23 protein-coding genes and 1 pseudogene are annotated in these 25,231 nt (G+C 73.4%); 8 read left to right on the top strand and 16 right to left on the bottom strand.

All coding sequences use genetic code 11. The features are described 5' to 3' along the window. The first annotated feature begins 76 nt into the window (after positions 1-76). Together C8N24_RS21425 and C8N24_RS21420 are read left to right on the top strand one after the other, a co-directional pair. A complete protein-coding gene (locus C8N24_RS21425) occupies positions 77-448 on the top strand; it encodes a VOC family protein (protein WP_121253944.1) in 372 nt (123 codons plus the stop codon). Further along, positions 433-1,488, top strand: a complete 1,056-nt coding sequence (locus C8N24_RS21420; RefSeq protein ID WP_121253942.1) for a sensor histidine kinase — start codon at positions 433-435, stop codon at positions 1,486-1,488. The genes C8N24_RS21425 and C8N24_RS21420 overlap by 16 nt, the downstream gene beginning before the upstream one ends. On the opposite strand, the gene C8N24_RS21415 is transcribed toward C8N24_RS21420, so the two are convergent. Genes C8N24_RS21415 through C8N24_RS21405 form a run of 3 tightly spaced genes read right to left on the bottom strand, consistent with a single transcriptional unit; the run spans position 1,485 to position 6,696 of the window. Beyond that, positions 1,485-4,277, bottom strand: coding sequence for an amidase (locus C8N24_RS21415; protein WP_245971946.1), 2,793 nt, complete (start codon positions 4,275-4,277; stop codon positions 1,485-1,487). The two genes, C8N24_RS21420 and C8N24_RS21415, sit on opposite strands and share 4 nt — an antisense overlap. Further along, the gene (locus C8N24_RS21410) at positions 4,235-5,428 is read right to left on the bottom strand and encodes a hypothetical protein (RefSeq protein ID WP_121253938.1); all 1,194 of its coding nucleotides are present in this window, start codon (positions 5,426-5,428) and stop codon (positions 4,235-4,237) included. Before C8N24_RS21410 ends, C8N24_RS21415 begins: the two co-directional genes overlap by 43 nt. An 11-nt stretch (positions 5,429-5,439) precedes the next feature. Continuing rightward, positions 5,440-6,696: an MFS transporter gene (locus C8N24_RS21405; protein ID WP_211340089.1), complete on the bottom strand. Its 1,257-nt coding sequence runs from the start codon at positions 6,694-6,696 to the stop codon at positions 5,440-5,442. A 35-nt stretch (positions 6,697-6,731) separates the two neighbouring features. Between C8N24_RS21405 and C8N24_RS21400 the strand changes: the two genes are divergently transcribed. Continuing rightward, a complete protein-coding gene (locus C8N24_RS21400; protein WP_121253936.1) occupies positions 6,732-7,640 on the top strand; it encodes a LysR family transcriptional regulator in 909 nt (302 codons plus the stop codon). Between the two features lie 108 nt (positions 7,641-7,748). Then, positions 7,749-10,193: a rifamycin-inactivating phosphotransferase gene (rph, locus tag C8N24_RS21395; protein ID WP_121253934.1), complete on the top strand. Its 2,445-nt coding sequence runs from the start codon at positions 7,749-7,751 to the stop codon at positions 10,191-10,193. Positions 10,194-10,196: 3 nt separating this feature from the next. Here the strand turns inward: rph and C8N24_RS21390 are convergent, their stop codons facing one another. Then, positions 10,197-11,354, bottom strand: a complete 1,158-nt coding sequence (locus tag C8N24_RS21390) for a ThuA domain-containing protein (RefSeq protein ID WP_211340088.1) — start codon at positions 11,352-11,354, stop codon at positions 10,197-10,199. Positions 11,355-11,500: 146 nt separating this feature from the next. Between C8N24_RS21390 and C8N24_RS21385 the strand changes: the two genes are divergently transcribed. Further along, a complete protein-coding gene (locus tag C8N24_RS21385; protein WP_121253930.1) occupies positions 11,501-12,178 on the top strand; it encodes a GNAT family N-acetyltransferase in 678 nt (225 codons plus the stop codon). On the opposite strand, the gene C8N24_RS21380 is transcribed toward C8N24_RS21385, so the two are convergent. Further along, positions 12,168-12,713 carry a TetR/AcrR family transcriptional regulator gene (locus tag C8N24_RS21380; protein WP_121253928.1) on the bottom strand — a complete coding sequence of 182 codons (546 nt, stop codon included), beginning with the start codon at positions 12,711-12,713 and terminating at the stop codon, positions 12,168-12,170. The two genes, C8N24_RS21385 and C8N24_RS21380, sit on opposite strands and share 11 nt — an antisense overlap. 47 nt (positions 12,714-12,760) lie before the next feature. Between C8N24_RS21380 and C8N24_RS21375 the strand changes: the two genes are divergently transcribed. Next, positions 12,761-13,462 (top strand): alpha/beta fold hydrolase, encoded by a 702-nt coding sequence (locus C8N24_RS21375; protein ID WP_121253926.1) that lies wholly within the window; start codon positions 12,761-12,763, stop codon positions 13,460-13,462. Positions 13,463-13,465: 3 nt separating this feature from the next. Beyond that, positions 13,466-14,293 carry a polysaccharide deacetylase family protein gene (locus C8N24_RS21370; protein ID WP_121253924.1) on the top strand — a complete coding sequence of 276 codons (828 nt, stop codon included), beginning with the start codon at positions 13,466-13,468 and terminating at the stop codon, positions 14,291-14,293. On the opposite strand, the gene C8N24_RS21365 is transcribed toward C8N24_RS21370, so the two are convergent. The 4 genes from C8N24_RS21365 to C8N24_RS21350 are packed head-to-tail and all read right to left on the bottom strand — an operon-like array spanning position 14,267 to position 17,026. Further along, positions 14,267-15,130, bottom strand: a complete 864-nt coding sequence (locus C8N24_RS21365; RefSeq protein ID WP_121253922.1) for a pyridoxamine 5'-phosphate oxidase family protein — start codon at positions 15,128-15,130, stop codon at positions 14,267-14,269. The genes C8N24_RS21370 and C8N24_RS21365 overlap by 27 nt on opposite strands. A gap of 4 nt (positions 15,131-15,134) precedes the next feature. Continuing rightward, entirely contained in the window at positions 15,135-15,578 is a 444-nt protein-coding gene (locus tag C8N24_RS21360; RefSeq protein WP_121257897.1) for a VOC family protein, read from the bottom strand. 38 nt (positions 15,579-15,616) lie between these two features. After that, a complete protein-coding gene (locus C8N24_RS21355; RefSeq protein WP_211340087.1) occupies positions 15,617-16,135 on the bottom strand; it encodes a CGNR zinc finger domain-containing protein in 519 nt (172 codons plus the stop codon). A 30-nt stretch (positions 16,136-16,165) separates the two neighbouring features. Next, positions 16,166-17,026 (bottom strand): aldo/keto reductase family oxidoreductase, encoded by an 861-nt coding sequence (locus tag C8N24_RS21350; protein WP_121253920.1) that lies wholly within the window; start codon positions 17,024-17,026, stop codon positions 16,166-16,168. Positions 17,027-17,128: 102 nt separating this feature from the next. Between C8N24_RS21350 and C8N24_RS21345 the strand changes: the two genes are divergently transcribed. Further along, the gene (locus C8N24_RS21345) at positions 17,129-17,971 is read left to right on the top strand and encodes a helix-turn-helix transcriptional regulator (RefSeq protein ID WP_121253918.1); all 843 of its coding nucleotides are present in this window, start codon (positions 17,129-17,131) and stop codon (positions 17,969-17,971) included. Here C8N24_RS21345 and C8N24_RS21340 read toward each other — a convergent pair. The 7 genes and pseudogenes from C8N24_RS21340 to C8N24_RS21310 all read right to left on the bottom strand — a co-directional run bounded on the left by C8N24_RS21340 (position 17,956) and on the right by C8N24_RS21310 (position 25,157). Continuing rightward, a complete protein-coding gene (locus tag C8N24_RS21340; protein ID WP_121253916.1) occupies positions 17,956-18,657 on the bottom strand; it encodes an NADPH-dependent F420 reductase in 702 nt (233 codons plus the stop codon). The two genes, C8N24_RS21345 and C8N24_RS21340, sit on opposite strands and share 16 nt — an antisense overlap. A gap of 92 nt (positions 18,658-18,749) precedes the next feature. Next, positions 18,750-18,941 (bottom strand): annotated as a pseudogene (locus C8N24_RS21335) (dihydrofolate reductase family protein); the annotation flags it as partial. A gap of 104 nt (positions 18,942-19,045) precedes the next feature. Beyond that, a complete protein-coding gene (locus tag C8N24_RS21330; RefSeq protein WP_121253913.1) occupies positions 19,046-19,396 on the bottom strand; it encodes a hypothetical protein in 351 nt (116 codons plus the stop codon). Continuing rightward, a complete protein-coding gene (locus C8N24_RS21325) occupies positions 19,396-19,704 on the bottom strand; it encodes a hypothetical protein (RefSeq protein ID WP_121253911.1) in 309 nt (102 codons plus the stop codon). Before C8N24_RS21325 ends, C8N24_RS21330 begins: the two co-directional genes overlap by 1 nt. An 11-nt stretch (positions 19,705-19,715) precedes the next feature. Continuing rightward, complete coding sequence (locus C8N24_RS21320) at positions 19,716-21,038, bottom strand: ATP-binding protein (RefSeq protein WP_121253909.1); 1,323 nt, start codon at positions 21,036-21,038, stop codon at positions 19,716-19,718. Positions 21,039-21,076: 38 nt separating this feature from the next. Then, positions 21,077-23,335, bottom strand: coding sequence for a maltose alpha-D-glucosyltransferase (gene treS, locus C8N24_RS21315; RefSeq protein ID WP_121253907.1), 2,259 nt, complete (start codon positions 23,333-23,335; stop codon positions 21,077-21,079). 46 nt (positions 23,336-23,381) lie between these two features. Next, the gene (locus tag C8N24_RS21310; RefSeq protein ID WP_121253905.1) at positions 23,382-25,157 is read right to left on the bottom strand and encodes a thiamine pyrophosphate-requiring protein; all 1,776 of its coding nucleotides are present in this window, start codon (positions 25,155-25,157) and stop codon (positions 23,382-23,384) included. Positions 25,158-25,231 lie beyond the last annotated feature (74 nt).

The following is a 25,231-nucleotide window of genomic DNA, read 5'->3' as shown; positions in this document are numbered from 1 at the left end:
GACGGCGAGAACGGTCGCGGCCGAAGCGAAGAGGACGTGAAGAGTTCCCCACGAGTTTCTGCGACGCTTGCAGGGCATGCTCCAACACGTCACGCTGGAAGTCGCGCCCGAGACGGTCCGAGACTGCGTCGCCTTCTGGGCGCTGCTGGGCTTCGACGAGATGGACCCGCCGCCGCTGCTGCGTGGCCGCTTCACGTGGGTGCAGCGCGAGGGCACGCAGATCCACTTCGTCCCGGTCGAGGAGCCGACGCAGCCCGCCCGCCAGGGCCACGTCGCGATCGTCGCGCCCGACTACGAGGCCGTGCTGCGGGCGATGGCCGAGCGCGGCGTCGCGATGCGCGAGGGCACCAACGCCTGGGACGCGCCGCGGACGTTCGTGCGCGATCCCGCCGGCCACCAGGTGGAGATCATGTCGGCGCCGCCGCTCCCGCCGTGGCCCGGCGAATAGCCGACGCGCTCCGCGACATCGCGGTGCTCGTCGCGAGCGCGGCGCCGCCCGAGGACGTGTTCGCGGAGATCTCGGCGCAGGCCGCCCGCGTGTGCGGGGTGAGCGCCGCCGCGGTCGTGCGCTTCACCGAGCCGGGCGCGGAGGTGGCCGGCCGCTGGGGTGACGTGGACGCGTTCCCAGCCGGGACGGCGTTCCCGCTCGGCGCCGGCGGCGCGCTCACGCTCGTGCGGGACACGGGGCTGCCGGCGCGCTTCGACGAGTACGAGCGGACCGACGTGGACATGCACGGGCTGCGTGAGGGCGCGGCGACGCCGGTCGTGGTCGAGGGCGAGGTCTGGGGCGCGCTCATCCTGGCCGCGTTCGGCGGCGAGCGACTCCCGAGCGACGCGGAGGAGCGCCTCACCGAGTTCGCGCAGCTCGCGTCCTTGGCGCTCGCGAGCGCCGACGCCCGCGAGCGGCTGCTCGAGTCCCGCGAACGGCTCGTGCGGACGGCCGACGCCGAGCGCAAGCGCCTCGAGCGCAACTTGCACGACGGGGCGCAGCAGCGGCTGGTGGCGGCGCGGCTCGCGCTGCGGATGGTGCGCAACCAGCTCGACGCGCCGGAGCTCGACGCCATCTCCGACGAGCTGGGTCTCGCCCTCGAGGAGCTGCGCGAGCTCGCCCGCGGACTGCACCCGGCGGCGCTCAGCCGCGGGCTGTACGCGGCGGTCGGCGCGCTCGCGACCCGCTCCCCCGTGCCGGTGGAGTACGACGTCGTCGAGGGCCGGCTGCCGGAAGCGGTCGAGATCGCCGCGTACTACGTGATCGCCGAGTCGATCACGAACGCGGTCAAGCACGCGAACGCCACCTCGATCCGCGTGACCGTCACCGCCGGCGACGAGCTGGCGCTGTCCGTCGCCGACGACGGCATCGGCGGCGCGAGCTTCGAGGGCTCGGGCCTGGTCGGCCTCCGTGACCGCGTGGAAGCGCTGCGCGGCCGGCTCCGGGTGAGCAGTCCACCCGGAGCCGGCACCACGATCAGCGCCGAGCTCCCCCTCTAGGGGTTCGTCGTGCTGAGCGTGAACGTCAGCGTCTTGCTGTAGCTGCCCGTCCGCAGCGCGTCCGTCTTCTTGACCAGCTGCTTGAACGTGATGTCCACGTTCTCGTTGCTCGTCGGCCCGCTCCACACCGCCTTCGAGAACGACACCCGCAGCGGCTCCGGCAAGCTGAACGCGCCGTTGACCAGGTGGCCCGGCTCGGCGACGCTCAGCGTCGCGTCACCCGCGGTGGAGATGACGCTGGCCTTCGTGGTCGCCGTGTACTCCTGGTCCACGCCCGGCGTGAACGCGCCGAACGTCGCCGGCGCGCCGAGGCCGAGCGCGAGCGTCGCCGGCACCGTGCCGCCGACCGTGGCCGGCGTGTCCTTCGCGAACGCCAGGCGCGGCGCGGTGGCCGGCGCGAGGTGGCCCTTGCCGCCGAGCTGCTGCTCGAGCGCGTAGCCGAAGCCGAGCATCTTCGCGTCCTCGAACGCGCGGCCGACGAACTGGATCGAGATCGGGTCGCCGTGCGGGTTGGCGCCGATCGGGAGCACCAGCGTCGGCAGGCCGACGTTCGACGTCAGCACGCCGCTGTTGCGGTCGCTCGACAGCGTCTGCGCGCCGTCGTTGTCGTAGACGTCGCTGCGGAAGCCCGGGTAGACGACGGCGTCGACGCCCGCGGCGTCCATCCAGGTCTTGATGCGCGCCTTGTACTCGTCGCGGTTGAGCATGACCGCCTGGTTGTCCGCGGCCGTCATGCGCGGGCGCGCGGCGACCGTCTGGCGGTTGTACGGCAGCACCTTCGGCGAGCTCAGGATCTCGCTCGCGGTCTTGTAGGGCGGGTTCTCGTGCAGGTCGAAGTACTGCTGCCAGCCCTCTTCGGCGCGGTTGCCCGTCAGGGTCGGGCCGCTCGGACCGCTCGGCGGGTTGGTCGTGAGCTCGACCATCGACGCGCCCGCGGCCTGGATGTCGGCGAACCTGGCCATGACCGCCTCGACCGTGCCGTCGGACTGGCCGTAGCTGCCGGCGCTGGTGAACGAGCTCGGCAGGTAGCCGATCCGCTTGCCCTGCAGCGCCTTCGGATCGAGGGCGACCTTCCAGTCGGCGGGGCGCTTGGCGTCCGCGTCGGCGTGGACGGTGGCGATGTCGTCCGGGTCGGTGCCCGTCGTGACGTTGAGGATGCGCGCGATGTCGCTCGTCGTGCGCGCGATCGGGCCCGCGAAGTCCTGCAGCCACGTGAGCGGCATGACGCCCGCGCCCGAGGCGATGCCGTCCGTGCCGCGCAGGGTCACCAGCGAGGCGCCGGTGGACGGCGCGTACAGCGACACGCCGGTCTGCGAGCCCATGCCGAACCCGGCGAGCGACGTGGCGACCGCGACGGCGCTGCCGCCGCTCGAGCCGAGCGACGTCTTGGACGGCTTGAACGCGTTCCACACCATGCCGTAGCCGGACTCGCTGTAGGAGCCGGAGTTGGCGAACTCGGACAGGTTGCCCTTGCCGAGGATGATCGCGCCGGCGTCGCGCAGGCGCTTGACCTGGCCGGCGTCGCGCTTGGGCTGCCAGCCCTCGAACGCGAGCGAGCCGTCCGTGGTCGGCATGTCCTTCGTGTCGTAGAGGTCCTTGATGATCACCGGGACGCCGAGCAGGTCGCCCTTGACGCCCTGCGCGCGGGCGACGTCCGCCGCCTGCGCCTGCGCCATCGCGTTCTTGGCGACGGTGATGAAGCTGTGGAAGCCGAACTGGCCCTGGTCGTAGGCGGCGATCCGGTCCAGGTAGGCGCGCGTGATCTCCTGCGAGGTGGTCAGGCCCGACGCCATGTCGTTCGCGAGCTGCGTGATCGACTTGTCGACCACGTCGTAGCCGGACGACGTCGTCTTGAGCTTGGCCTCGGGCAGCGTCGGCAGCGCCGGGACGGGCGTGCTCGCGCAGTCCTGGGCGAGCGTGAAGTTGGTGACCGTGCAGAGCGCGCTCGCGGAGAGGCCGGCAAGGTCCGGCGTGCCCGCGAGCGTCGCGGCGGCGGCGCCGACCGCGGACGTCTGCGCGCCGATCGTGCTCGTCGTCTCCGTCCGCCCCGCGACGACGTAGCGCAGGAGCGACTTCGTCTGCCCGGGCGCGAGCGTGATCGTGTTGCGGTAGCCGTAGAAGTTGGCCTCCAGGCCGGTCGTCGGCAGCGCCGCGCCGAACGGGTCGCGCTGGAAGTTGCCGGTGCCGGACTGCGCGCCGGTGACGACCGCGCTCGGCCCGCGCGAGCTGACCCCCGCCGCGTTCGGCGAGTTGATCGACACCCACGTGTCCGCGTTGTCGATCGTGCTGTCGCCGGACGAGGTCGCGGCGACCTTGCTCTGGTTGTTCGTCGTGTTCAGGCCGGCGGTGCCGCCGAACGTCACGTCGACCGTGATCGTGCGTCCGGTCGTGTTGGCGAACGTGTCCAGCCAGCGCGTCCAGTTGCCCGCCTTGGACACCTTGATCGTGCGGCTGATCGCCACCCCGCCGAGCCCCACCGGCGTCGTCGTCGCGAACGAGTCCTCCCCGTCGAACGTCAGCCCGAAGCCGCGCATCAGCTCGCCGTTGAGCCGCGCCGTCGGATCGGTCGCCGGGATGTCGGCCACCTTGACGCGGATGCCGCCGAAGCCGTAGAAGGCGTTGTCGGAGATCGCGCGGATGCTGCCCGTGTCCAGGATCGGCGGAGCCGCGTCGTGGATCTGCCAGTTCGCGCCGTTGGCCGTCGTGACCGTGTTGACCGCCACCGCCGGAGCGGCGGCGAGCAGCGTCATCGCAGCGGCCATCGACAGCGCGCTGAAAGAGCGTTGCAAGAGTTCCCTCTCTTCGTATTGGACCCGCCGTCGATCCTGTCCTGCGGCGGCGGTCGTCTGTATGGACCGCCGGTCGGAATCAGCAGACGCTCAGCTGGGCAGGCGGGCGGAGCGCAGACGCTCGAGCGCGACGTCCGCCGGGTCCACCCCGCTCCCGAGCACGACGACCTCGACGCCGTCGTGCTCGCGCCGCGCGGCCCAGCGGTCGGGCAGCGCGAGGACGCTGAAGGGCACGGGGGTGCCGTCGACCGTGACCGCGCGCGCGTCTCCTCCTCTGCCCGCAAGGCGAGCCGGCGCCGCACCCGGTGCGCGTGCCGTGAGCGCACCAGCTTCCCCGGCGGCGACTGCGGCCCGGGCTCGCCGGTCGGCGTCGCGAAGGCCGCGAGGCACGACGCCAGCGCGGTCGGGCGCCGGGCGTCGGGCGCGGCGGAGCTGACCTGGACGACGCCGGCCGCCGGCTCGGCGACCAGCTCGACCCACGTGACCGGCCCGTCGAACGGGTCCTCGCCCGCGGCGCTGACGCGGCTCACCCGTGCCGGAGCGCCGACCGGCGCGTAGACGGCGAACGACGCGCGGGCGACGGTCGAGGTGAGCAGGTCGTCCGGCGTCTTGCGCCGCCGCGTCCGGCGTGGGCGTTCCTCACCGAACGGGCCGAGCCACGGTGGCCCGCCGACCCCGCCGACGGTGCACCCGCAGCGCTCGCAGCCGACGATCACGCCCGGGTGCCCGTCCTGCGTGAACGCCACCTGCGTCCACGCGACCGCGGCGCACACCGGGCACGGATCGGTCGCGTCCGGCACCGGGAAGCGCTCGCCCGCGGGCAGCGCGCCGACGATCTCGCCCTGCGCGTCGCGGTAGCGCACGAGCTGCTCGTCGAAGCCGGCCTCGCCGGCGACCACGAACCAGGCGTCGCCGTCGAGCGTAGCCTCGTGCTCCTCGCCCGCGGCGTCGATGACCGTGACCCCGGTCGCCGTCTCCGGCACGCGCCCCGCGGCGACCAGCCGACCGCCGATCATCAGGCCGGACGGGCTGCGGTCCAGCACCACCCCCAGGCCGGCACCGCGCTGCACGAACAGCAGCCGGCCTCCCGGCCGGCGCACCACGGCGGCCGCCTGCTCCCCGATCTCCACGCTGAAGACGACGTCATCCACGGCGCGGTGTTCTACCGGTTCAGCGCGGGCACCGCCATCGGAGCGACGTGGTCACGCATCGCCAGCAGCGCCAGCGCACCCGCGGCGACCGCCATCACCGCGCCGAGGATGACCCAGCCGGTGACGCCCGCGGCGAGCACGAGCGGCAGCGCCGCCAACGGGCCGAGCACCCGCGCGGCGGAGCCGGCCATGCCGTAGACGGCCTGGTACTGGGCCGGCGCCGTCGTCGGCATCCGCGTGAACGCGACGTGCCAGAGGCCGGCGCCGGCGGTGATCTCGCCCACCGTCAGCAGCACGGTGCCGGCCAGGAGCGCCGCCACGGCCTCCGCGGGCACGAGCCCGGACGCGCCGATCACGGCGCAGCCGGCGAGCAGCGCGGTCGCCCCGAGCGCGAGCGACCGCGCGGCGCGGGCGTCGCTCGAGACGCGCGACGTCCACCGCGTCTGCGTGACGATCACGATCAGCGTGTTCACGCCCAGCGTCGCCGGAGCGACCCAGCCCGGGGCGTGCACGCGCTGGGTGATCCACAGCGGCAGGAGCATCGACAGCACGGGCATCGAGAGGAGCACGATCGTCGCGAGCGCGCAGATCCCGGTGAAGCGGCGGTCGCGCAGCGCGACCAGGCCCGGCCGCACCCGCGGTGCGGTCGTGGCCCGCGGGCGGATCGGCAGGCTGGCCAGCAGCGCGGCGGCGCCCAGCGCGAGCACCGCCGCGCCGACGAAGGCCGCGAGGAACGCCGCGTCGCCCCCGATCACGGCCGCGAGCGCGCCGACGATCGTCCCGAGGCCGTAGCCGGCGTTGATCAGGGTCTGCATCACCGCACGGGCGCGCACGCGCTCGCCGGCGTCCACGTTGTCGGCGACGATCGCCTGGCGGACGGCGCCGAGCCCCGCCTGCGTGATCATGAACAGCGTCGCGCCCACCGCGTACAGCCACAGGCCGCGCGCCAGCGCGTAGGCGGCGAACGCCGCGACGACCAGCGTCCCCAGCCCGACCGCGGCGCGCTTGAGCCCGATCCGGTCGGCGAGGATGCCGATCGGCAGCACGAGCACCAGCGCGGCGGTGGTGGCGAACGCGAGCACGCCGCCGACCGCCTCCGCCGACAGGCCCACATGGCCGCTGAAGTACAGGACCGCGGTCGAGAGCCCGATGCCCTCGACGGTTGAACCGAGCCCCTGGGCCAGGTACGCGCGTCGCAGGATGGTCCGTGAAGCCGCCATGACGACCATGCTGAGCCGCCGGAGCGTGAACTTCCAGCGAAGATTCATGGCCGACTCTTAAGCAATCGCGTACAGTCTCATCCGTGCTCGACCCCAAGCGGCTGCAGGCGCTCCAAGCCGTCGCCACGACCGGATCGGTGCGGGAGGCGGCCACCCAGCTCGGCTACTCGTCGTCCGCGATCAGCCAGCAGATCGCCGCGCTCGAGGTCGACAGCGGGTCCGTGCTGCTGGAGCCGGCGGGCCGCGGCGTCCGGCTCACGCCCGCGGGCGAGCTGCTGGCACGGCACGCCACGCGGATCTTCGAGCAGCTCGCGCAGGCCGAGTCGGAGCTGATGGCGCTCAACGCCGGCCAGCTCGGGTCGCTGCGGCTGGCGTCCTTCGCCAGCGCCGGGGCCGAGCTCGTCCCGCCCGCCCTCGCGCAGTTGCACGCGCGGCTGCCGGGCCTTGACGTGACGCTCCGCTCAGAGGTCCCCGAAGAGGCGCTGGCACTGCTGCGCCGCGGCCTGATCGACGTGGCGGTCATCGAGGTCCACGACGAGGTCGGCGGCGACGGGCTGGTCTACACGCCGCTGCTCACGGACGTCTACCGGATCGTGCTGCCCCGCGGCCACCGGCTCGCCAAGCGCCGCACGGTGGCGCTCGCCGACGCCGCGGGCGAGACCTGGATCCGCCTCGGCAACCACATCGGCTGCTGCCGCCGGAACACCCTCGCCGCGTTCGACCGCGCGGGCTTCACCCCCACCTTCGTGATCGAGGCCGACGAGTTCTGGCCCGCCCAGGGCTTCGTCGCCGCCGGCATGGGCCTCGCGCTGCTGCCCTCGCTCGCCCTCGGCGTCATCCGCAGCGACGTCGTCACCCGCCCGCTCCGCCCCGACGCGGCGCCGAGCCGCGACGTCTACGCGGTCACCCGGCCGGCGCTGAGCGACACGACCGCGGTCAAGACGGCGGTCGCCGCGCTGGTCGATGCGGCGCAGCGCGACGTGGTGGCGTAGGCCGTCTGTCCCCCGCCACATCCAGAGTATCCCTGGTAGGGGGGCTTGAATCAAGCCCCCGGGTGTGCCTCATACTCGCTCGCCGCAAGCGATGAAGGGAGCAGCGCTATGGGCACGGAAGGGCACGCCGACGTGGTCGGCTTCGAGGACGTCGGGGCGGGTCACGTCGCGCTCGTGGGCGGCAAGGGCGCGAGCCTGGGTGAGCTGTCGCGGATCGACGGCGTCCAGGTCCCGCCCGGGTTCTGCGTGACCACGGACGCCTTCCGGCGGGTGGTCGGGGACGCGGATTCGACGGCGGACGTGGCGGAGGTCGCGCTGCCCGCCGACCTCGTCGCCGCGATCGGCGCGCGGGTCCGCCCGGGCACGGCTTACGCCGTCCGCTCGAGCGCCACCGCCGAGGACTCGCCGACGGCGTCGTTCGCCGGCCAGCACGACAGCTTCCTGGGTGTCGTCGGCGTGGAGGCGGTCGTCGAGCACGTCCGCAAGGTCTGGGCCTCGCTGTTCACCGAGCGGGCCGTCGCGTACCGCGGCCGGCACGACCTCCACGCCGCGCCGATGGCGGTCGTCGTGCAGGAGCTGGTCGAGCCGCGCGCCGCCGGGATGCTGTTCACCGCCGACCCCGTCACGTCGAACCGCAGGGTCGCCACGGTCGAGGCGGTTCCGGGGCTCGGCGAGGCGCTCGTCTCCGGGCGGGTGAACCCCGACACCTACCGCGTGCGCGACGGCGCGGTCGTGGCCCGCGAGACGCAGCACGCCGAGCCGGTCCTGACGGACGCCGAGCTCACTCGGCTCGTCGAGCTGGGCCGGCGGGTCGAGGCGCACTTCGGCCGCCCGCAGGACATCGAGTGGTGCCTGACCGGCGACGCGTTCGCGCTCGTCCAGAGCCGGCCGATCACGACGCTGTTCCCGATCCCCGCGGCGGCGGACGACGGCGACCACGTCTACCTCTCAGTCGGCCACCAGCAGATGATGACCGACCCGATGAAGCCGCTCGGGCTCTCGCTCTTCCAGCTCACGGCCAAGCCGCCGATGCACGAGGCCGGCGGGCGGCTGTTCGTCGACGTCACCGCGCAGCTCGCCTCCCCGGCCGTCCGGGCGGGCCTGCTGCAGATGATCACGACCGGCGACCCGCTGACCGGCGACGCGCTGCGGACCGTCATCGACCGCGGCTTCGTGCCGACCGTCGCGGACGCCGCTCCGGCCGGGCCCCCGCCCGGGCTCACCCCGCCCGCCCCGATCGCGACGGACCCCGCGATCGTCGAGGCGCTGATCGCGCACAACGAGGCGTCCGTCGCCGCGCTCGAGCGCGACATCCGGGGCCGGTCCGGGCCGGCGCTGCTCGACTTCATCCTCGAGGACATCCAGGAGCTGCGGCGACTGCTGTTCGACCCGCGCAGCTTCCAGGTGTTCATGGGCGCGATGGACAGCTCCCAGTGGCTCAACGACCACATGCTCGAGTGGCTCGGCGAGAAGAACGCGGCGGACACGCTCACGCAGTCCGTGCCGCACAACGTCACGTCCGAGATGGGCCTCGCGCTGCTCGACGTCGCCGACGTCGTCCGCCCGCACGCGGAGGTCGTGGCGCTGCTGGAGCAGGCGGAGGACGACGGCTTCCTGGACGCGCTGGCCGACGTGCCGGGCGGGCCGGAGGCGCGCGACGCGATCCTCGCCTACCTCGACCGGTACGGCATGCGCTGCATCGGCGAGATCGACGTCACGCGTCCGCGCTGGAGCGAGCACCCGTCGCTGCTCGTGCCGATGATCCTCGGCAACGTGCGCAACTTCGCTCCGGGCGCCGGCCCCGCGCGCTTCGAGCAGGGTCGTCGCGAGGCGGCCGCGAAGGAGCAGGACCTCCTCGAGCGGCTGCGAGCGCTGGCGGACGGCGAGGCCAAGGCGGCGGAAGCCAAGGAGCACATCGACCGCGTCCGCACGTTCATCGGCTACCGGGAATACCCCAAGTACGGCTTCATCCGCCGCTACTTCATCTACAAGCGCGCGCTGCTGGAGGAGGCCGACCGCCTCGTCGCCGCCGGCGTCCTGCGCGAGCGCGAGGACGTCTTCTTCCTCTCGTTCGCCGAGCTGCACGAGGTCACCCGCAGCGGGCACGCCGACCATGCGCTGATCGCCGCGCGCAAGGTCGCGTTCCGGGGCTACGAGGCGATGACGCCGCCGCGCGTCCTCACGTCCGAGGGCGAGGCGCTGACCGGCGCGTACCGCCGCGAGGACGTGCCGGCCGGCGCGCTGGTCGGCCTCGCCGTCTCCTCCGGCACGGTCGAGGGCCGCGCCCGCGTCGTCCTCGACGTCGCCGACGCCGACCTCGGCCCCGACGACATCCTCGTGACCGCCTTCACCGACCCGAGCTGGTCACCGCTGTTCGTCGCGATCAAGGGCCTCGTGACGGAGGTCGGCGGCCTCATGACCCACGGCGCGGTGATCGCGCGCGAGTACGGCCTGCCGGCGGTCGTCGGCGTCGAGCGCGCCACCCGGCTGATCCCGGATGGCGCGCGGATCCGCGTGCACGGCACGGACGGCTACGTGGAGCTCCTCGCGTAGCCGTCAGCCGCGGTCGTCGAGCGCCTCCTCGATCGCGCTCTCGCAGTCGGTGTACTCCCGCAGCTCGTCCGGCAGCAGCCGCAGCGCTCGCCGGAGCTGGCCGCGCGGGTAGTCGCGGTCGAGGTCGCCGTCCCGGCTGCAGTCCCGGTAGATCCGGAGCAACTCGCGCTCACGCTCACGCTGCGCACGCTCGATCGCGCGTTCGATCCGGCGGGCGCAGCGGGAGTCCTCGTCGACCAGCCGCAGCGCCCGGCGCAGGGCACCCAGCGGATAGTCCCGGTCCAGGTCGCCGTCGCGGTTGCAGTCGCGCACGACCTGCCGGGCGAGCTGGTCGAGCCGCGGGTTCTCGCCGCGGCACGGCTCGAGGCCGGCGGCGATCTCCAGGCCGCCGAGGATGTGCGACAGGAGCAGCGGCTCCTTGAAGTACGAGCCCTTGTGCCCGAGCGCGGTGTAGAAGGAGCGGCCGCCGTCGTAGCGGTGGCACCACGCGATCGGGTGGTCGCCCATCGGCGGGGAGCCGCCCGGCTGGCTGTACCCGCGCGGGTCGTACGTGCGCTCGTCCACGTTCATCAGCACGTGGACCAGGTTCCGCGGGTTGGTGCGGAAGTTGTACCACTCCTCCTCGCGCGTCCAACGGCGTGGCAGGTCGCGCGTCGCGGCCGTGTCGGGGTCCTCGACGCGGATGGTCGCGGTCTGGAACTGCTGGTTGACGCCCGGCACGCCCGGGTGGTCACGGAAGTACGCGCCGACCAGGCGCCCGTACCACGGCCAGTCGTACTCGGTGTCCGACGCCGAGTGGATGCCCGCGTAGCCGCCGCCGGCCTGGATGTAGTGCTCGAAGGCGGTCTGCTGCTGCGCGTTGAGCACGTCGCCCGTCGTGCAGAGGAAGATCACGACGTCGTAGCGCGCGAGGTTCTGCTCCGTAAACTCGGCCGCGTTCTCGGTCGCGTCCACCTCGAAGTCGTGGCGGAGCGCCATCTGGGCGATCGCGACCGTGCCCGCCGGGATGCACTCGGTGTGGCGGAAGGCCGCGGTCTTGGAGAAGATCAGCGCCCGGAAGCGGGGCTCGTCACCTCCCCCGCCGTGGCCACTGGCCGAGGCGATCGGTCCGAGCAACGCCAGCCCCGCCAGCGCCGCGCTCAGCAGAGTCCGCACGAGCACCCTCATGACTCTGTACCTCCCTACGTGAACCTCACCCGGCAGTCGCCAGGCCCTCGCCGGACGTCCTGCCCCCCGCCCCGCCGCCGGTGCGCACGCCTCCGTCAGCTCCCCGACCGCGTACGAGGATCGCGGCGTACGATGCCGATGTGCGGGACCTGGCGCAGTGCTCGATCGACGGCTTCGCGGAGACGCTCGCGTGCCTCGGACGGACCGGCGTCCGCGGCGCGGCGGAGCACCGGACGCCCGGCGTCGTCGGCGCCCACGTGCCGTGGGCGCGGGACAACCACTGGATCGACGCGGCCGTCGCCGCACCCGGCGCCGAGCTGGTCGAACCGCCGCACTGCGTGTGGAGCACCGCGGTGCCGGCCGGCCGGACCGAGCTCGCGGAGCTCGCGATGCCGTGCATGGGGCTCGTGCTCGCGGGCTGGGAGGCGCCCGCCCATGCGCCGCTGGACGCGCCGGCGCTCGACGTCCTCGGGACCCTCAACGACCGGGCCTACGGTCAGCGCGACCGGCTCGCGCCCCTGATCGGCGCGCTCGCCGACCCGCGGCTCCGCACGCACGGGTTGCGCGTGGACGGCGAGTGGGCGTGCGTCGCGCTGACGCTCCGCGTCGACGACGACGTCAGCGTCCAGTACGTCGCCACCGAAGCGCGCTTCCGGCGGCGCGGCCTCGCGGCGCAGGTGGTCGCCGGGGCGCTGGTCCAGGCCCGCGAGGCCGGCGCGCGCACGGCGACGCTGCAGGCGTCCCCCGACGGCCGCGGCGTCTACGAGCGGCTGGGCTTCCGCACGGTCGCGACCCTGGTCGCGACGGTCACGCCCTGAGCGTGGCCAGGAAGGCGTCGAACGCCCGGTCGGTGCGCTCGGCGTCGCCGGTGGCGTCGAGGTCCATCAGCAGGCCGCGGATGACCGCGAGCACGACCGTCGCGAGCTCCGGGCGGCCGAGGGTCCGCATCCCCTGCTCGAGCGGCGCGAGCCAGTCGGTGGTCGCGCCCCTGCGGAAGCCCGGCCACAGCGGCTCGCCGGCGCTGTCGTGCAAGCGGCCGAACATGCGCAGGTAGGGCCGGCCCTCAGGCCCCGTCATCCCTGCCCAGGCGTGTCGCAGCGTCGTCAGGTACGGCTCGTCGGGGCGCACGCGCAGCAGGTCGGTGAAGGTGTCGAGCTGACGGCGGCGCGCCTGGCCGAGGATCTCCCGCAACAGCCGGTCGCGGGTCTCGAAGTGGTAGATCAGCATCCGGGTCGAGGTGCCGGTCGCCTCCGCCAGCGGCCCGAGCCGGTCCGGGAGCCCGTGCTGCAGCGCGTGGTCGGTGCACGCGTCGAGCAGCCGCTGCCTGATCTCCGGTTGTGGACGCCGCCCCACGCCGCCAGCTTTTCACGTAACAAACGCTTCGTCTACTGTCGCTGGGCATGAGAGTGGTCTTCGTGCACGGCGCGTGTGTCAAGGACGGGTCCTGGTGGTGGCACCCGACCGCGGAGCGGCTCGCCGAGCACGGCGTGACCAGCGAGGCGCCGCCGCTGCCGAGCTGCGGCGAGACCGGGCTGCCGGTCGGCGCGGACGGGCCCGGGCTGGACGACGACGTCGCCGCCGTGCGCGCGGTGCTCACCGCGAGCGACGAGCCGACGGTCGTCGTCGCCTACAGCTACGGCGGCATCATCACCGCGCAGGCCGCCGCCGGGGTCGACAGCGTGCGTCATCTGCTGCTGATCACCAGCTACCTGCCCGAGCCCGGCGAGAGCCTGTCCACGTTCGGCGGCGAGTCGCCGGCGCCGTTCCTGGAGGTCGACCCCGAGGCCGGCACCTTCACCGTCCGCCCGGACGCCCTGGCCGACACGTTCCTGCAGGACTGCACGCCGGAGATCCAGCGGGCGGCCATGGACAGGACCGCCCGCCAGAGCCTGGCCGTGCTGCAGGCGCCGGTGCAGGCGGCGGCCTGGCACGCGGTGCCGTCGACCTACATCGTCTGCGCCGACGACCGGGGCACGCCGGCCGAGCGCCAGCGCGAGTTCGCGCGCCGCGCCGGCACCGTCGTCGAGCTCGACGCGGGCCACCATCCGTTCCTGTCCCAGCCCGAAGCGGTGCGCGACGTGGTGCTGGCTTGCTTCACTTGAGCCATGCGCGGCCGATGGACCCGGGCGGCGATGGCGGCGCTGCTGCTGGCGGTGGGGTGCGGCGGCTCGGGCGCGCCTGAGCCGACGCCGCCGAAGCCGACCGCGTCGGCGACGCCGACCGCCACCCCGCGCACCGACGCCGCCGCGGTCGCCGCGCGCGCGAACATCCCGGTGCTCTGCTACCACCAGATCCGCACGCCGACCGCGGCGGACGGAGCGCAGGCGCGGCCGTACATCGTGCGGCCCTCGGTGTTCGCGGCGCAGATGCGCGCGCTGGACGACGCCGGCTACACGACCGTCACCGGCGACGCGCTCGTCGCGCACGTGCTGCGCGGCGAGCCGCTGCCGCGCAAGCCGGTGCTGCTGACGTTCGACGACGCCTCCGCCGGGCAGTACACGGAGGCGTTCCCGGTGCTGCGCCGCCACCGCTTCAAGGCGACGTTCTTCATCATGACCGTCGTGCTCGGCAAGCCCGGCTGGCTCACGCGCGGGCAGGTGCGCAAGCTCGACCGGGCGGGGATGACGATCGGCACGCACACGTGGGACCACAAGGCGGTGCCCGAGTACGCCGGCGCCGACTGGGAGACGCAGGTCGAGCAGCCGACGCGCGCGCTGGAGAAGCTCGTCGGCCACCCCGTGCGGCTGTTCGCGTACCCGTTCGGTCTGCGCACCCGCGAGGCGATCCCGCATCTGCTGAAGGCGGGTCTGCGCGCGGGCTTCCAGCTCGCCGACCCGATCGACCGGCGCCACCCCGCGTGGACGATCCGCCGCATCATCGTCCCCGAGCTGTCCGGCAAGCAGCTCCTACGCGAGCTGCGGACGAGCTTCTAGGAGCGGATTTCGGGCGACGCGCTCGAGCCGCCAGCGCAAAGGAGCCGCGTGCTCGAGCCGGACGACCGCGGCGACCGTGAGCCGGACGGCCCGCACCGGCTCCCACAGCACCTCGGCGCGACCGGTGACGTACAGGGTCGTGCCGTCCTCCGGATCGACGACCGTCAGCCCGCAGCCCCCGTCGACCGCGAGGTTGCCGAGCGTGTTGAACATGCGGTTGCCCTGGTAGTCGGGCCAGACGAGCGTGTGCGCGTCGACCACGTCGAGGAACCCGGGCCGCCCGCCGCGGTGGGAGACGTCGAACCCGTCCGGCCCGCGGGTGGCCACGAACGCGGTGTCGGCCGCGGCCAGGAGGTCGGTGGCGGCCCCGTCGATCGCATCGCTCACCGCGCGCACCGGAACCGGCCGCCCCACGACCGCCTCGACCGCGCGCGTGGCGATGTACTTCGGGCAGTTCGAGTAGACCTGCTCGAGGCGGATCGTCGTGCCGGCGGCGTCGCTGACGGCGTCGCCGTTGAGGCGCATGCGCCTGCGCGTGCTCGGCTCGAGCGCCAGCCCGCCGACCGGCCCGTCCGGCGCGCCCGCGAGCGGATCGCCGGCCGGCGGCGCGGCGGCCACGTGCACGACGTCCGGCGCGGGCGTGGCGATGAAGCCTGGAGCCCCGTAGTGCAGGCTCGCCCACACGCGGCCCTGCGCGTCCTCGGTGCCGAGCGCGATCCACGACTGCGCGGCCAGGAAGTCCCGCGCCACCGGCGGCATCGCCGCTTCGGCGAAGTACCCCTGCTCGCCCACGCCCGCGCGGCGCTGCACGGCGAGCTCACCCGCATGGAAGGCCATCGGCCTAGAAGAAGCCGCAGGTCGGGGCGGTGCCGGTGGGCGCCTCGCCGTGGACGCCCGCGCCCGTGAAGACCTCGAGGCGGATGCCGTCGGGGTCCTCGAAGAAGACGCCGCCGCTCGACGCGCCCTCGCCGTGGGGGACGGTCCCGTCGTGGTAGAGGCGCAGGCCCTCCTCACGCACCCGGGCCCCGGCGGCCTGGACGTCCGCGACCGTCTCGACCTCGAACGACAGGTGGTGGAGGCCGGGCGTCCGCGTGCCGAACGTGCCCGAGGCCTGCTCCCACAGCGTGAGCACGAGCCGCGCGTCGTCGCCGAGGAAGGCGTACCCGTCCCCGCGGCCACGGACGGACCAGCCGAACACGCGCTGGTAGAAGGCGACGCTGCGCTCGAGATCGGTGACGTTGAGGCCGACGTGGCCGGTGGCGAACGTGGTGGCGATAGCGCTCATGCTCACCACCTTACACGAATTAACCGGTATCCCTTGAATTAACGGTGACGCACGCGCCCGTGCCGTACGGCCTTGTCCCGGTTGCCGCACGCCGCCATCGAGCACCAGCGCCGGGTGCCCGGGCGCGAGGTGTCGAGGAACCACAGCACGCACTCGTCGTTCGCGCACGCCCGCACGCGGCCACCGTGCGTCTCCAGCAGCGCGACGAGCCGCGCGGCGCACGCCCACGGCACGCGCCACTCGGGCGCGGCGACCACCGCACGCTCGACCGTGCCACCAGCCCGCAGCTGCGGCCGCTCACCCCCGCGGGCGAGCACGGCGTTCACGCCCGCGACGGCGTCCCGGTCGAGCAGCAGCGCCCGCAGCGCCTCGCGCGCCTCGCGCAGCGGCCCCGGCTCAGCCGGCGCGTCGGTGAACCCGTGGCCGTCGAGCCAGTGCCGCGCGCCCGACTCGTCGGCGAGCAGGTCGTGCAGGCCGTCGCCGGTGATCCACGTCGTGTTCAAGAGGTCCAGCGGAAGCGGCTCGCCGGTCAGCGGCCGCGGATCTTCGATCGCCACCTCACCAGCATAGGGCGCTACAGCGGTGAGTCAGCGCCCGATCGCGTCGAGCTGCGCGAGGTCCTCGGCCGCCAGCTCCAACGCCGCGCCCGCGACGTTCTCGCGCAGGTGCCCGGCCGAGGACGTCCCGGGGATCAGCAGCAGGTTCGGGGACCGCTGCAGCAGCCATGCGAGCGCCACCGCCTTCGGCGTCGCGCCCAGCCGCGTGGCGACCGCCGACAGCGCGTCCGACTGCAACGGCGTGAACCCGCCGAGCGGGAAGAACGGGACGTACGCGACGCCCTGCCCGGCGAGTGCATCGATCAGCGCATCGTCCTCGCGGTGGGCGAGGTTGTACTGGTTCTGGACGCACACGATCGGCGCGATCGCCTGGGCCTCGGCGACCTGCTCGGACGTGGCGTTGCTCACGCCGAGATGGCGGATCAGACCCTGCTGCTGGAGCTCGACGAGCGTCTCGAACGCCGGCGCCAGCGAGCCGGGCACCGGTCCCTCCGCGTTGCCGAGCCGGAGGTTCACGAGGTCGAGCACGTCGAGGCCGAGGTTGCGCAGGTTGGCGTGCACGGCCTCGCGCAGCGCGTGCGGCTCGCGCGCCGGCGGCCAGCCGCCCTGCGCGTCGCGGTTCGCGCCGACCTTGGTGACGATGTGGAGCTCGTCGGGGTACGGCGCCAGCGCCTCGCGGATCAACCGGTTGGTGATCTCGGGGCCGTACGCGTCGGCCGTGTCGATGTGGGTGATGCCGAGGTCGACGACCGCGCGCAGCACCGCGAGCGCGCCGTCGTGGTCGGCCGGAGGCCCCATCACCCAGGGGCCGGCGAGCTGCATCGCCCCGTACCCGAAGCGGGTGACGGTCAGGTCGCCCATCGTCCAGGTGCCGCCAGGAAGGTTCGTCATGGGCCCCACCGTGGCCCGCGGCCGGACGGCGCTCAAGGACCCGGCCAATGGTGGGAGTGACAGGGTCACCAGCCGCCGCTCGGCGCGCACTACGCTCGAAGGATGCACGACGGCAATCGGCTCGGTGAGTACCTTCGGGCGCGTCGGCAGGCCGTGGGGCCCGAGGCGCTCGGCCTCCCGGCCGGCGGCCGGCGGCGGGTGCCGGGACTGCGTCGCGAGGAGGTCGCGATGCTCGCCGGGGTCAGCGCGAACTACTACCTGCGGCTCGAGCAGGGCCGTGACCGCAACCCGTCCCCCCAGGTGCTCGAGGCGCTCGCGCGGGTGCTGCAGCTCGACGACACCGCCACGCGCTACCTGCACGAGCTCGCCCGGCCACAGCCGCGGCGTCGGCGCGCGCCGCGTCCGGAGGTCGTGCCGCCCGGGATCGCGACGCTGATCGAGACGATCGGGCCGCCGGCGTTCGTCGCCGGCCGCTACCTCGACGTGCTCGCGGCCAACCCGCTCGCGACCGCGCTGCTGCCGAACGTGCGCGTCGGCGAGAACCGTCTGCGATCGCTGTTCCTGGACCCGTCGGAGCACGCGCTGCATCCGGACTGGGAGCGGACGTCCGCCGAGTGCGTCGCCGCGTTCCGCAAGCGGCTCGGCTCGGAGATCGACGACCGTGCGGTCGAGCTCGTCGGCGAGCTGTCGCTCGCGAGCGAGGCGTTCCGCCAGGCGTGGGCGGGCCACGACGTCACCCCGCTGCGCGGCGAGCCGGTCCGGATCGACCACCCGCAGGTCGGCCAGATCAGCGTGGGCGTCTCCAAGCTGGAGGTCGACGGCAGCGACGGCCTGATGCTGATCGTCTTCCACGCCGACCCCGGCACCCAGGACGCCGAGCGGCTCGCGCTGCTCGCCTCGCTCACCGCGAGCCCGGCCTCGGCGCCGGCTCACATGTCGCGGTAGCGGACCGCCTCGGCGAGCGCGGCGCGCACGGTCTCGGCGGTCGCCTGCCGGCCGGTGCCCGGCGTCGAGAAGTCGCCGCCCTTCGACGGGTCGAAGTAGGGGCCGCCGTACGCGGCGGTGTCGCGCTGGTAGCGCCAGCCCTCGGACAGCGGGCCGGCGTCGACGACGTCGTAGCCGATCGAGTCCAGGAACGCCGTCACCTGCGCCTTGGCGTCCGCGTCGTCGCCGGCGATCGCGAGGGCCGACCGCTCCGGGTCGCCGCTCGGCCGCGCCAGCTCGGCGAGGTGCACGGAGCCGATGTTGTTGAACACCTTCACGACGTGCGACTCCGGCAGGTGCGCCTGCAGCAGCTCGCTGACCGTGGTCGACTCGTCGTCGAGCTCGGGGACCTGCCCGTCGCGCTGCGGGTAGTAGTTGTTCGTGTCGATCACGGGCTTGCCGCGCAGCGGCTCCACCGGCACCTGCCGGTAGGCGTGGAACGGCACCGTCACGACGACGATGTCGCCGGCCTCCGCCGCTTCGGCCGGCGTCGCCGCCCGCGCGCGCGGACCGAGCTCGGCGACGAGGTCGGCCAGGGTGTCCGGCCCGCGCCGGTTGCTCAGCACGACGTCGTGGCCCGCCGCGACCGCGAGCCGCGCGACGGTCCCTCCGATCAACCCGCTGCCGATCAGCCCGATGGTGCTCATGTCAACTCCCGTTCGACGACGACTTGCCGCTCACTATAGGTAAGCGAGCGTCAGCCGTGCCGCGACGGTCGGTAGATCAGGTCCTGGATTCCGCCGGCGGCCAGCAGCGCCCAGTTCAGCGACAGGCTCCCGTGCGAGCGCAGCGGCACGTCGGACTCCAGCTTGAGGCGGCGCACGACCTCGACCGCGTCACCGTGCGCGACGGTCGCGTTCGACCACTCGAGCGGGTCCTGCAGCGTGCTCGAGATGACCGTGGTCGGTGCGCTCCGCATCCGCGTGATCCACGTGAGGCGCCGTAGCCGTCGAGCGTGTGGAAGATGTCGTACGTGTAGGTGGCGGTCATGACGGCGAAGACTGCCGTCCCGGCCGGAACTCATCGCCGCGGCGGTCAGCCGCTGACTTCGTCGAGCTGCTGCAGCAGGTCGTGCGCCGCGAGCTCGACGGCCTTGTGGCGCCACTCGGCCGCGCGGTAGACGCACGCGATCAGCCCTGAGCGGTGGACCCGGCGGAAGTCGCCGTAGACGAACGCGTAGCGGGCCTTGGTCTCGTCGGCCGCGCCCTCCGTCAGGCCGAGGTGCCAGGCCGCGTATTCGTCCCAGGAATGCTGCTCGAGGTAGGCGTTCTGGGCCGTCGCGTCGGGCTGGGTCGCGCCCCAGTCGGAGTCGAGGACGTACTGGCGCGCGTCGATCAGCGCACGCGCGCGGGCGACGGCGGCCTCGTTGAGCGCGTACGCCGCCATCAGGCCGCCTTGCAGTCGCTGAGCTCGAGCCCGCTGTCGGGGTGGTGGACGGTGCAGGTGTAGCGCTTGCCGATCTCGAACCTGCCCCCGCGCGCCTGGTAGGTCAGGCCGTCCTTCGCGACCACCCAGCGCGTGGTGAGCGTCTCCGGGCGCTGCTCCTGCTCGGGCAGCGGGTGCGCGCCGGAGGAGTCGGTGTTGTAGACGTCGGTCACGGTGACCGTCAGCGACTCGGGGCGCAGCAGCAGGAGGTACCCGGCCAAGAGCAGGGCGGCGAGCGCGACGACGGTGACGATCAGCGACCGGGACACCGATGGGGACGCTACCGGGCGCCGGAGACGTCGTCGATGACCGAGACGACCAGCCGCTCGCCCTCGTCGAGCAGCGACGCCTTCACGAGCAGCCAGCGCTCACCCATCCGGGCGAGCAGCGGCGGGGCGTCGAGGCCCGCGAGCAGCCGTCGGTAGGGCAGCTCGTCGAGCTCGAGCGGCGTGCCGTCCGGGCGGGTCATCGACGACCGGGCGAACACGTCCTCGCCGCTCATGGCGTTGAGCTCGGCGGGGCTGTCGACGTCGAACAGGCGCGCGGCGGCCTCGTTCGCGTAGACGAGCCGGCTGCTCGCGTCGCGCACGATCACGGCCTCGCCGAGCACGTCCAGCACGCGCTCGAAGCGGTGCCGCGTGCGGCGCAGCTCGTCGATCAGCTGCGTGCGGGCGAGCGCGGCCGCGGCGCGCTCGCCGAGGTCGCTCATGAACCCGACGACCGCGTCCGACGGGCGCGCCCGCGCCGGCAGCAGCCCGAAGTGCAGGAGGCCCAGCAGGCGCTCGTCCTCGCGCAGCGGGATGACGACCCACCAGCGGATGCCGGTCGCGGCCATCGTCGCCGCGTCCTCGGCGCTCGTCGTGAGCCGTTCGATCAGGTCCAGCGTGAGCTCGGAGACGTGCGGGCGGCCGTCCTCGAGCGCGGCGCGCGTGGCGGAGCGGTCGGCGTCGACGCGCGGGCGCAGCGTCGTGAGCCAGCGCGAGTGCGCCTCCGAGCCGTCGACCCGGCCGGCGAAGCGCTCGGGCGTGCCGTCGGCGGCGATCACGTCCACGGCGCACGCGTCGGCGACGGTCGGCACCAGCAGGTCGACCAGCCGCTCGACGCCCTCCCCCGGCCACGCCCCCGAGGCGACCCGGGTGACCGCGTCCAGCAGGTCCGTCTCGCGCCGGACGTCCGCGCCGCTCTCGGTGCGCTCGGGCCCGTGCACGCCGGGGGTCGCGAACGTCATCGACAGCTCGGTGCCGCCGCCCGGCGCCTCACGGAGGTCGACCTGGGCGGCCAACCGGCCGATCGTCGGCAGCCCGAGCCCGAGCCCCGGGGAGTCCGCCCGGGGCTGCATCCCGCGGCCGTTGTCGGACACGACCACGGTCAGCTCGTCCGCGGCGGTGGTGAGCGTGACCCGCACGACGCCCGGCTCGCGGTCGATGAACGCGTGGATGACCGCGTTCGTCACCGCCTCGGTCACGGCCAGCGTGAGGTCGACGATGTCCTCCGCGGACGCGCCGTGCTCCTTCGCGAAGGTGCGCACGCGCCCGCGCGACAACGTCACGCTCTCCGGCTCGGCCGGCAGCTCCCAGTGCTCACGGGCCGCCACGGCTGTCATCGGCGCCGGATTCTAGGAGCTGCCACTGAGGACGGCGCTCATTCCGGCGGCGTGACCAGCAGCGAGCGGCCGGAGTAGCCGCACAGCGTGAGGCTGAACGTGTGCAGGTCGTCGACCGTGCCCAGCTCCTCGCCCGTGAACATGTCGGTGAGGACCGACCCGCCGGGCAGGTGCTCGGAGCGGACCGAGCCCGCGATCTCCTCCGCCGAGAAGTTCAGCGCGGTGATCTGGAGCTGCCCGTCCGTGAGCTCGTGGACCATCACCAGCTCCGCCTTGTTGGACACGTCGGGGATGTCGATCTGCTTCGCGGTCGCGATGCCGTGCTCGCCGCGGACCTCGAGGATCTTGCGCAGGCCCGACGCGAACGACTTCGGGTCGGCGAGCTGCTCCGGCAGCGCCCCGTAGAGGGAGCGGCCGGCCGGCATGCGACCCTCGGTCGACGGGTCCGGGACGCCACGCAGGTCGTGCGCGCCGCGGTTGAGCCAGCGCGTGTCGCCGTCGGCGATCAGGTCGGCGACCGACGCCGCGTCCACGGTCAGCATGCCGGACAGGTCCCAGCCGCTCAGCGCGAACACGCCCGGCTGGAGCGCGTTGAACATCACCAGCAGCAGGTGGACGTCCTTGATCCGGTCGCGCTCCTCCGGCGTGATCAGCGCGATGTCGCGGATGCCGAGCGTGGCCGCGATCACCGTCGCGGTCGTGCACGCGATGCCGTTGGTGGTGAAGGTGCGGTTGTAGGGCGCGCGGACGCCGGTGAGCCGCGCGTTGAGCGTCTGGCGCACCTCCTCGGCGAGGTCCTCGCCCCGCGTCTCCTCCCCGTGCCACTCGAAGAGCTGGTCGCGGTGGACGGTGGAGAAGTGGACGAGCTCGTGCGTGAGCTCGTCGTGGTTCTGCATCGCGTGCACCAGCGACGCCGGGTCGATGCCCATCTCCATCGCGGTGCGCAGCGTCAGCCGCAGGAACTCGGTGTCCTCGGTCACCAGCGCGTGGTGGTACGCGGGCCGGTTGACGAAGTCGTAGGACAGGTCGGCGCCGGACTCGCCCATGACCTTGATGTCGTCCATCGACAGGTTGAGCTCCTGGAAGGAGAACCCGCCCATCTTGCGGATCATCGACGCGATGAAGTGGTTCGCGGCTTCCGACAGCGGATGGCCTTCCGACCACGCCGGCTCCTCCTCGGCGCTCTTCTCCGCGCCCAGGAAGCCGTTCGCGTCCAGCCGCAGCCCGCCGGCGCCGAGGTCGGCCAGCGCGTGCAGGGCGTCGCCGATCACGAGCCGCATGCCCGAGAACGACGGGTCGAGCCAGTTGATCGACGGCTGGCCCTCCTTGAAGTAGTGCAGGTAGACCCAGCGCCGCTCGACGCCGTCCACGCCCAGCACGGGCCGCGTCGCGGACCAGTTGGTCTCCTTGATGCCCGGCTCGTAGAAGATCACCCGCTGGAGCCGGCCGATGATGTAGCCGCGCCGTTCCAGCACCGCCTCGGTCTCGGCGTCCAGGTTGACGCTGTCGCGCCCCTCGGGGACGTCGGGCAGCAGGTCCCAGTCCTCGGGCGCCACCGCGACCATGTGGTAGATGCCCGGGTAGTCCTGGTAGCCCATCTCGGCCAGGCGGAAGTCCGCGCCCTTGCCGGTGTGGCCCGGGACGATGTCGTCGATCACCGTGCCCTCGTACTCCGCGGCGGTCGCGCACAGCGTGCGGAACTCCTCCTCGGTGCCGAACTCGGGGTCCACGTTCATCGAGATCCGGTCGAAGTGGCCGTCGACGGACGGCGTCAGGCGGCGGCCGTTGAGGCCGCCCGCGAGCTTCACCGGCCCGGTGTGGACGGCGTCGATGCCGATCCGGCGGAACGCCTCCCACAGCCCGCGGTCGGCGAGCGCCGCCAGGTAGGACTCGCCTTGGCGCGTGACGAAGCTCAGCGGGTACGCGGTGAACCACACGGACGCGCGCTCGAGCGCCGCGCGCGGGTCCGGGTGCGCGAACGGGTTCTGCCACATGCTGCCGGTGCCCGACAGCTGCGTCGCCAGCCGGTTGGCGTCGTGGAGCATCGACTCCTCGACGAGCCACTCGACGTACTCGCGGCTGTCGGCCATCTCCTCGCCGCCGAGACGGTCGGCCAGCCGGCGCCGCAGCGAACGGCGCGCCGACGGCCGGAAGCGCTTGGGCCGCGCGGGGTAGAACTTCTCGTCGAAGGTGATCTCGGGAGCCTGGTGCTCCTGAGTGGGCTGCTCACCCGGGTCGTCTTCGCTCACTGGCAGGTCTCGCTCTAGATGCAAGGCAGGGTGCTCACCGGTCGACATGGCGTTCTTTGCTGGTGCCCATCACGGGCTCGGGCCATGCGCCCGATCAGCGGTTGATCAACTCTTGCAGTTTGCCCTTGAGCGCCTGCCGGATGATCTGACCCCGGGCGGGATCGCCGTGGGCGAGCGCCGAGGCGAGGTTCTTGGCCTGCTCGAAGGCGATGTGTGGTGGCAGCGGCGGCACCTCCGGGTCGGTCACCGCCTCCAGCACGACGGGCACGTCGGACGCCAGCGCCGCGTCCCAGGCGGCGCCGACCGCGTCCGGCGAGTCCACGCGGATGCCCTTGAAGCCGAGCAGCTCGGCGTAGCGCGCGTACGGGAAGTCCGGCACCACCTGCGACGCCTCGAGCTTGGGATCGCCGACCAGCACGCGCTGCTCCCACGTGACCTGGTTGAGGTCACGGTTGTTGAGCACCAGCACGACGAACCGCGGATCGGTCCAGCGGTGGCGGTGCTTGGCGACGTCGATCAGCGCGTTGAGCCCGTTCATCTGCATCGCGCCGTCGCCTTCGATGGCGATCACGGGCCGGTCGGGATGGACGAACTTGGCCGCCAGCGCGTACGGGATCGCCGGCCCCATCGTGGCCAGGGTGCCGGAGAGGGCGCCGCGCATCCCGCGCCGGAAGCGCAGGTGCCGGGCCCACCAGTTCGTGGACGAGCCGGAGTCGGCGGTGATGATCGCCGCGTCGGGCAGCCGCGGGCTCAGCTCGTGGAAGACCTTCAGCGGGTTGAGCGGGTTCGCGGCGACCTCGGCCTGGTCGGCCAGCACCCGCCAGGAGCGGTCGACCTCGTCCATGATCCGCTGCTGGAAGGACCGGTCCTCCTTGCGCCGCAGCAGCGGCAGCAGCTCGCGCAGCGTCTCGCGCGCGTCGCCGGCGAGGTTGACCTCCATCGGGTAGCGGATCCCGAGCCGGCGCGCGTCCAGGTCGATCTGCACGCCGCGTGCCTGGCCGGGCTCGGGCAGCCACTCCGAGTACGGGAAGCTCGAGCCGACCATCAGCAGCGTGTCGCACTCCTGCATCAGCACGTCGCTGGCCTTCGTGCCGAGCAGGCCGATCGAGCCGGTGACGTACGGGAGGTCGTCGGGCAGCACGTCGCGGCCGTTGAGCGCCTTGGCGACACCCGCGCCGAGCAGCTCGGCCAGCTGCTCGAGCTCGGCGGCCGCCTCCCGCGCGCCCGCGCCCGCCAGCACCGCCACCTTCTCGCCGGCGTTGAGGACCTCCGCGGCGCGCGCGAGGTCGTCGCGCTGCGGCAAGACGCGCGGCCGCGGGACCGCGCCGCCCGAGTAGGTCGTCCCGTGCGCGCGCGGCGGCGCCTCGTACGGCTCCTCCTGCACGTCCGCGGGGATGATCACGGCGGTGACCGAGCGGGTGGCGCGGGCGATCTGCACCGCCCGGTCGATCACGTGGGTCGTCTGGCCGGGCGTCATCACGACCTGCACGTACTCGCTCGCGACGTCCTTGAACAGGCTCGCGAGGTCGACCTCCTGCTGGTAGTCGGAGCCGAGCGAGATCGCCTTCTGCTGGCCGACGATGGCGACCACCGGCTGATGGTCGAGCTTGGCGTCGTAGAGCCCGTTGAGCAGGTGGATCGCGCCCGGGCCGCTCGTCGCCAGGCACACGCCGACGTCACCGGAGAGCTTCGCGTGCGCGCACGCCATGAACGCCGCGAGCTCCTCGTGCGCGGCCTGCACGAACTCGACCTCGGCGTCGTGGAACGCGCCGAGGATGCCGTTGATGCCGTCGCCGGGGTAGCCGTAGACGAGGTCGACGCCGTGGCCGTGCAACCGGTCGAGGATGTGCGCGCCCACTGTTTCGGCCATGGGCCTGCACCTACCCCGCGACCGCGCGCGTCACCCGCATCGGATGAGGCAGGGTCCCCCGCGCGCGGCGGAGG

Source organism: Solirubrobacter pauli (assembly GCF_003633755.1).
Classification (GTDB): domain Bacteria; phylum Actinomycetota; class Thermoleophilia; order Solirubrobacterales; family Solirubrobacteraceae; genus Solirubrobacter; species Solirubrobacter pauli.
Note: the sequence above shows the minus strand (reverse complement) of the source record. Positions and strands in the feature narration are given on the sequence as shown.

Excerpts from the sequence above, each read along its gene's own strand:
- C8N24_RS21425 (WP_121253944.1), top strand. The coding sequence starts at position 77 with ATGCTCCAACACGTCACGCTGGAAGTCGCGCCCGAGACGGTCCGAGAC.
- C8N24_RS21405 (WP_211340089.1), bottom strand. The coding sequence starts at position 6,696 with ATGAATCTTCGCTGGAAGTTCACGCTCCGGCGGCTCAGCATGGTCGTC.
- rph (WP_121253934.1), top strand. The coding sequence starts at position 7,749 with ATGGGCACGGAAGGGCACGCCGACGTGGTCGGCTTCGAGGACGTCGGG.
- C8N24_RS21375 (WP_121253926.1), top strand. The coding sequence starts at position 12,761 with ATGAGAGTGGTCTTCGTGCACGGCGCGTGTGTCAAGGACGGGTCCTGG.
- C8N24_RS21370 (WP_121253924.1), top strand. The coding sequence starts at position 13,466 with ATGCGCGGCCGATGGACCCGGGCGGCGATGGCGGCGCTGCTGCTGGCG.
- C8N24_RS21365 (WP_121253922.1), bottom strand. The coding sequence starts at position 15,130 with ATGGCCTTCCATGCGGGTGAGCTCGCCGTGCAGCGCCGCGCGGGCGTG.
- C8N24_RS21360 (WP_121257897.1), bottom strand. The coding sequence starts at position 15,578 with ATGAGCGCTATCGCCACCACGTTCGCCACCGGCCACGTCGGCCTCAAC.
- C8N24_RS21350 (WP_121253920.1), bottom strand. The coding sequence starts at position 17,026 with ATGACGAACCTTCCTGGCGGCACCTGGACGATGGGCGACCTGACCGTC.
- C8N24_RS21345 (WP_121253918.1), top strand. The coding sequence starts at position 17,129 with ATGCACGACGGCAATCGGCTCGGTGAGTACCTTCGGGCGCGTCGGCAG.
- C8N24_RS21340 (WP_121253916.1), bottom strand. The coding sequence starts at position 18,657 with ATGAGCACCATCGGGCTGATCGGCAGCGGGTTGATCGGAGGGACCGTC.
- C8N24_RS21330 (WP_121253913.1), bottom strand. The coding sequence starts at position 19,396 with ATGGCGGCGTACGCGCTCAACGAGGCCGCCGTCGCCCGCGCGCGTGCG.
- C8N24_RS21320 (WP_121253909.1), bottom strand. The coding sequence starts at position 21,038 with ATGACAGCCGTGGCGGCCCGTGAGCACTGGGAGCTGCCGGCCGAGCCG.
- treS (WP_121253907.1), bottom strand. The coding sequence starts at position 23,335 with ATGTCGACCGGTGAGCACCCTGCCTTGCATCTAGAGCGAGACCTGCCA.
- C8N24_RS21310 (WP_121253905.1), bottom strand. The coding sequence starts at position 25,157 with ATGGCCGAAACAGTGGGCGCGCACATCCTCGACCGGTTGCACGGCCAC.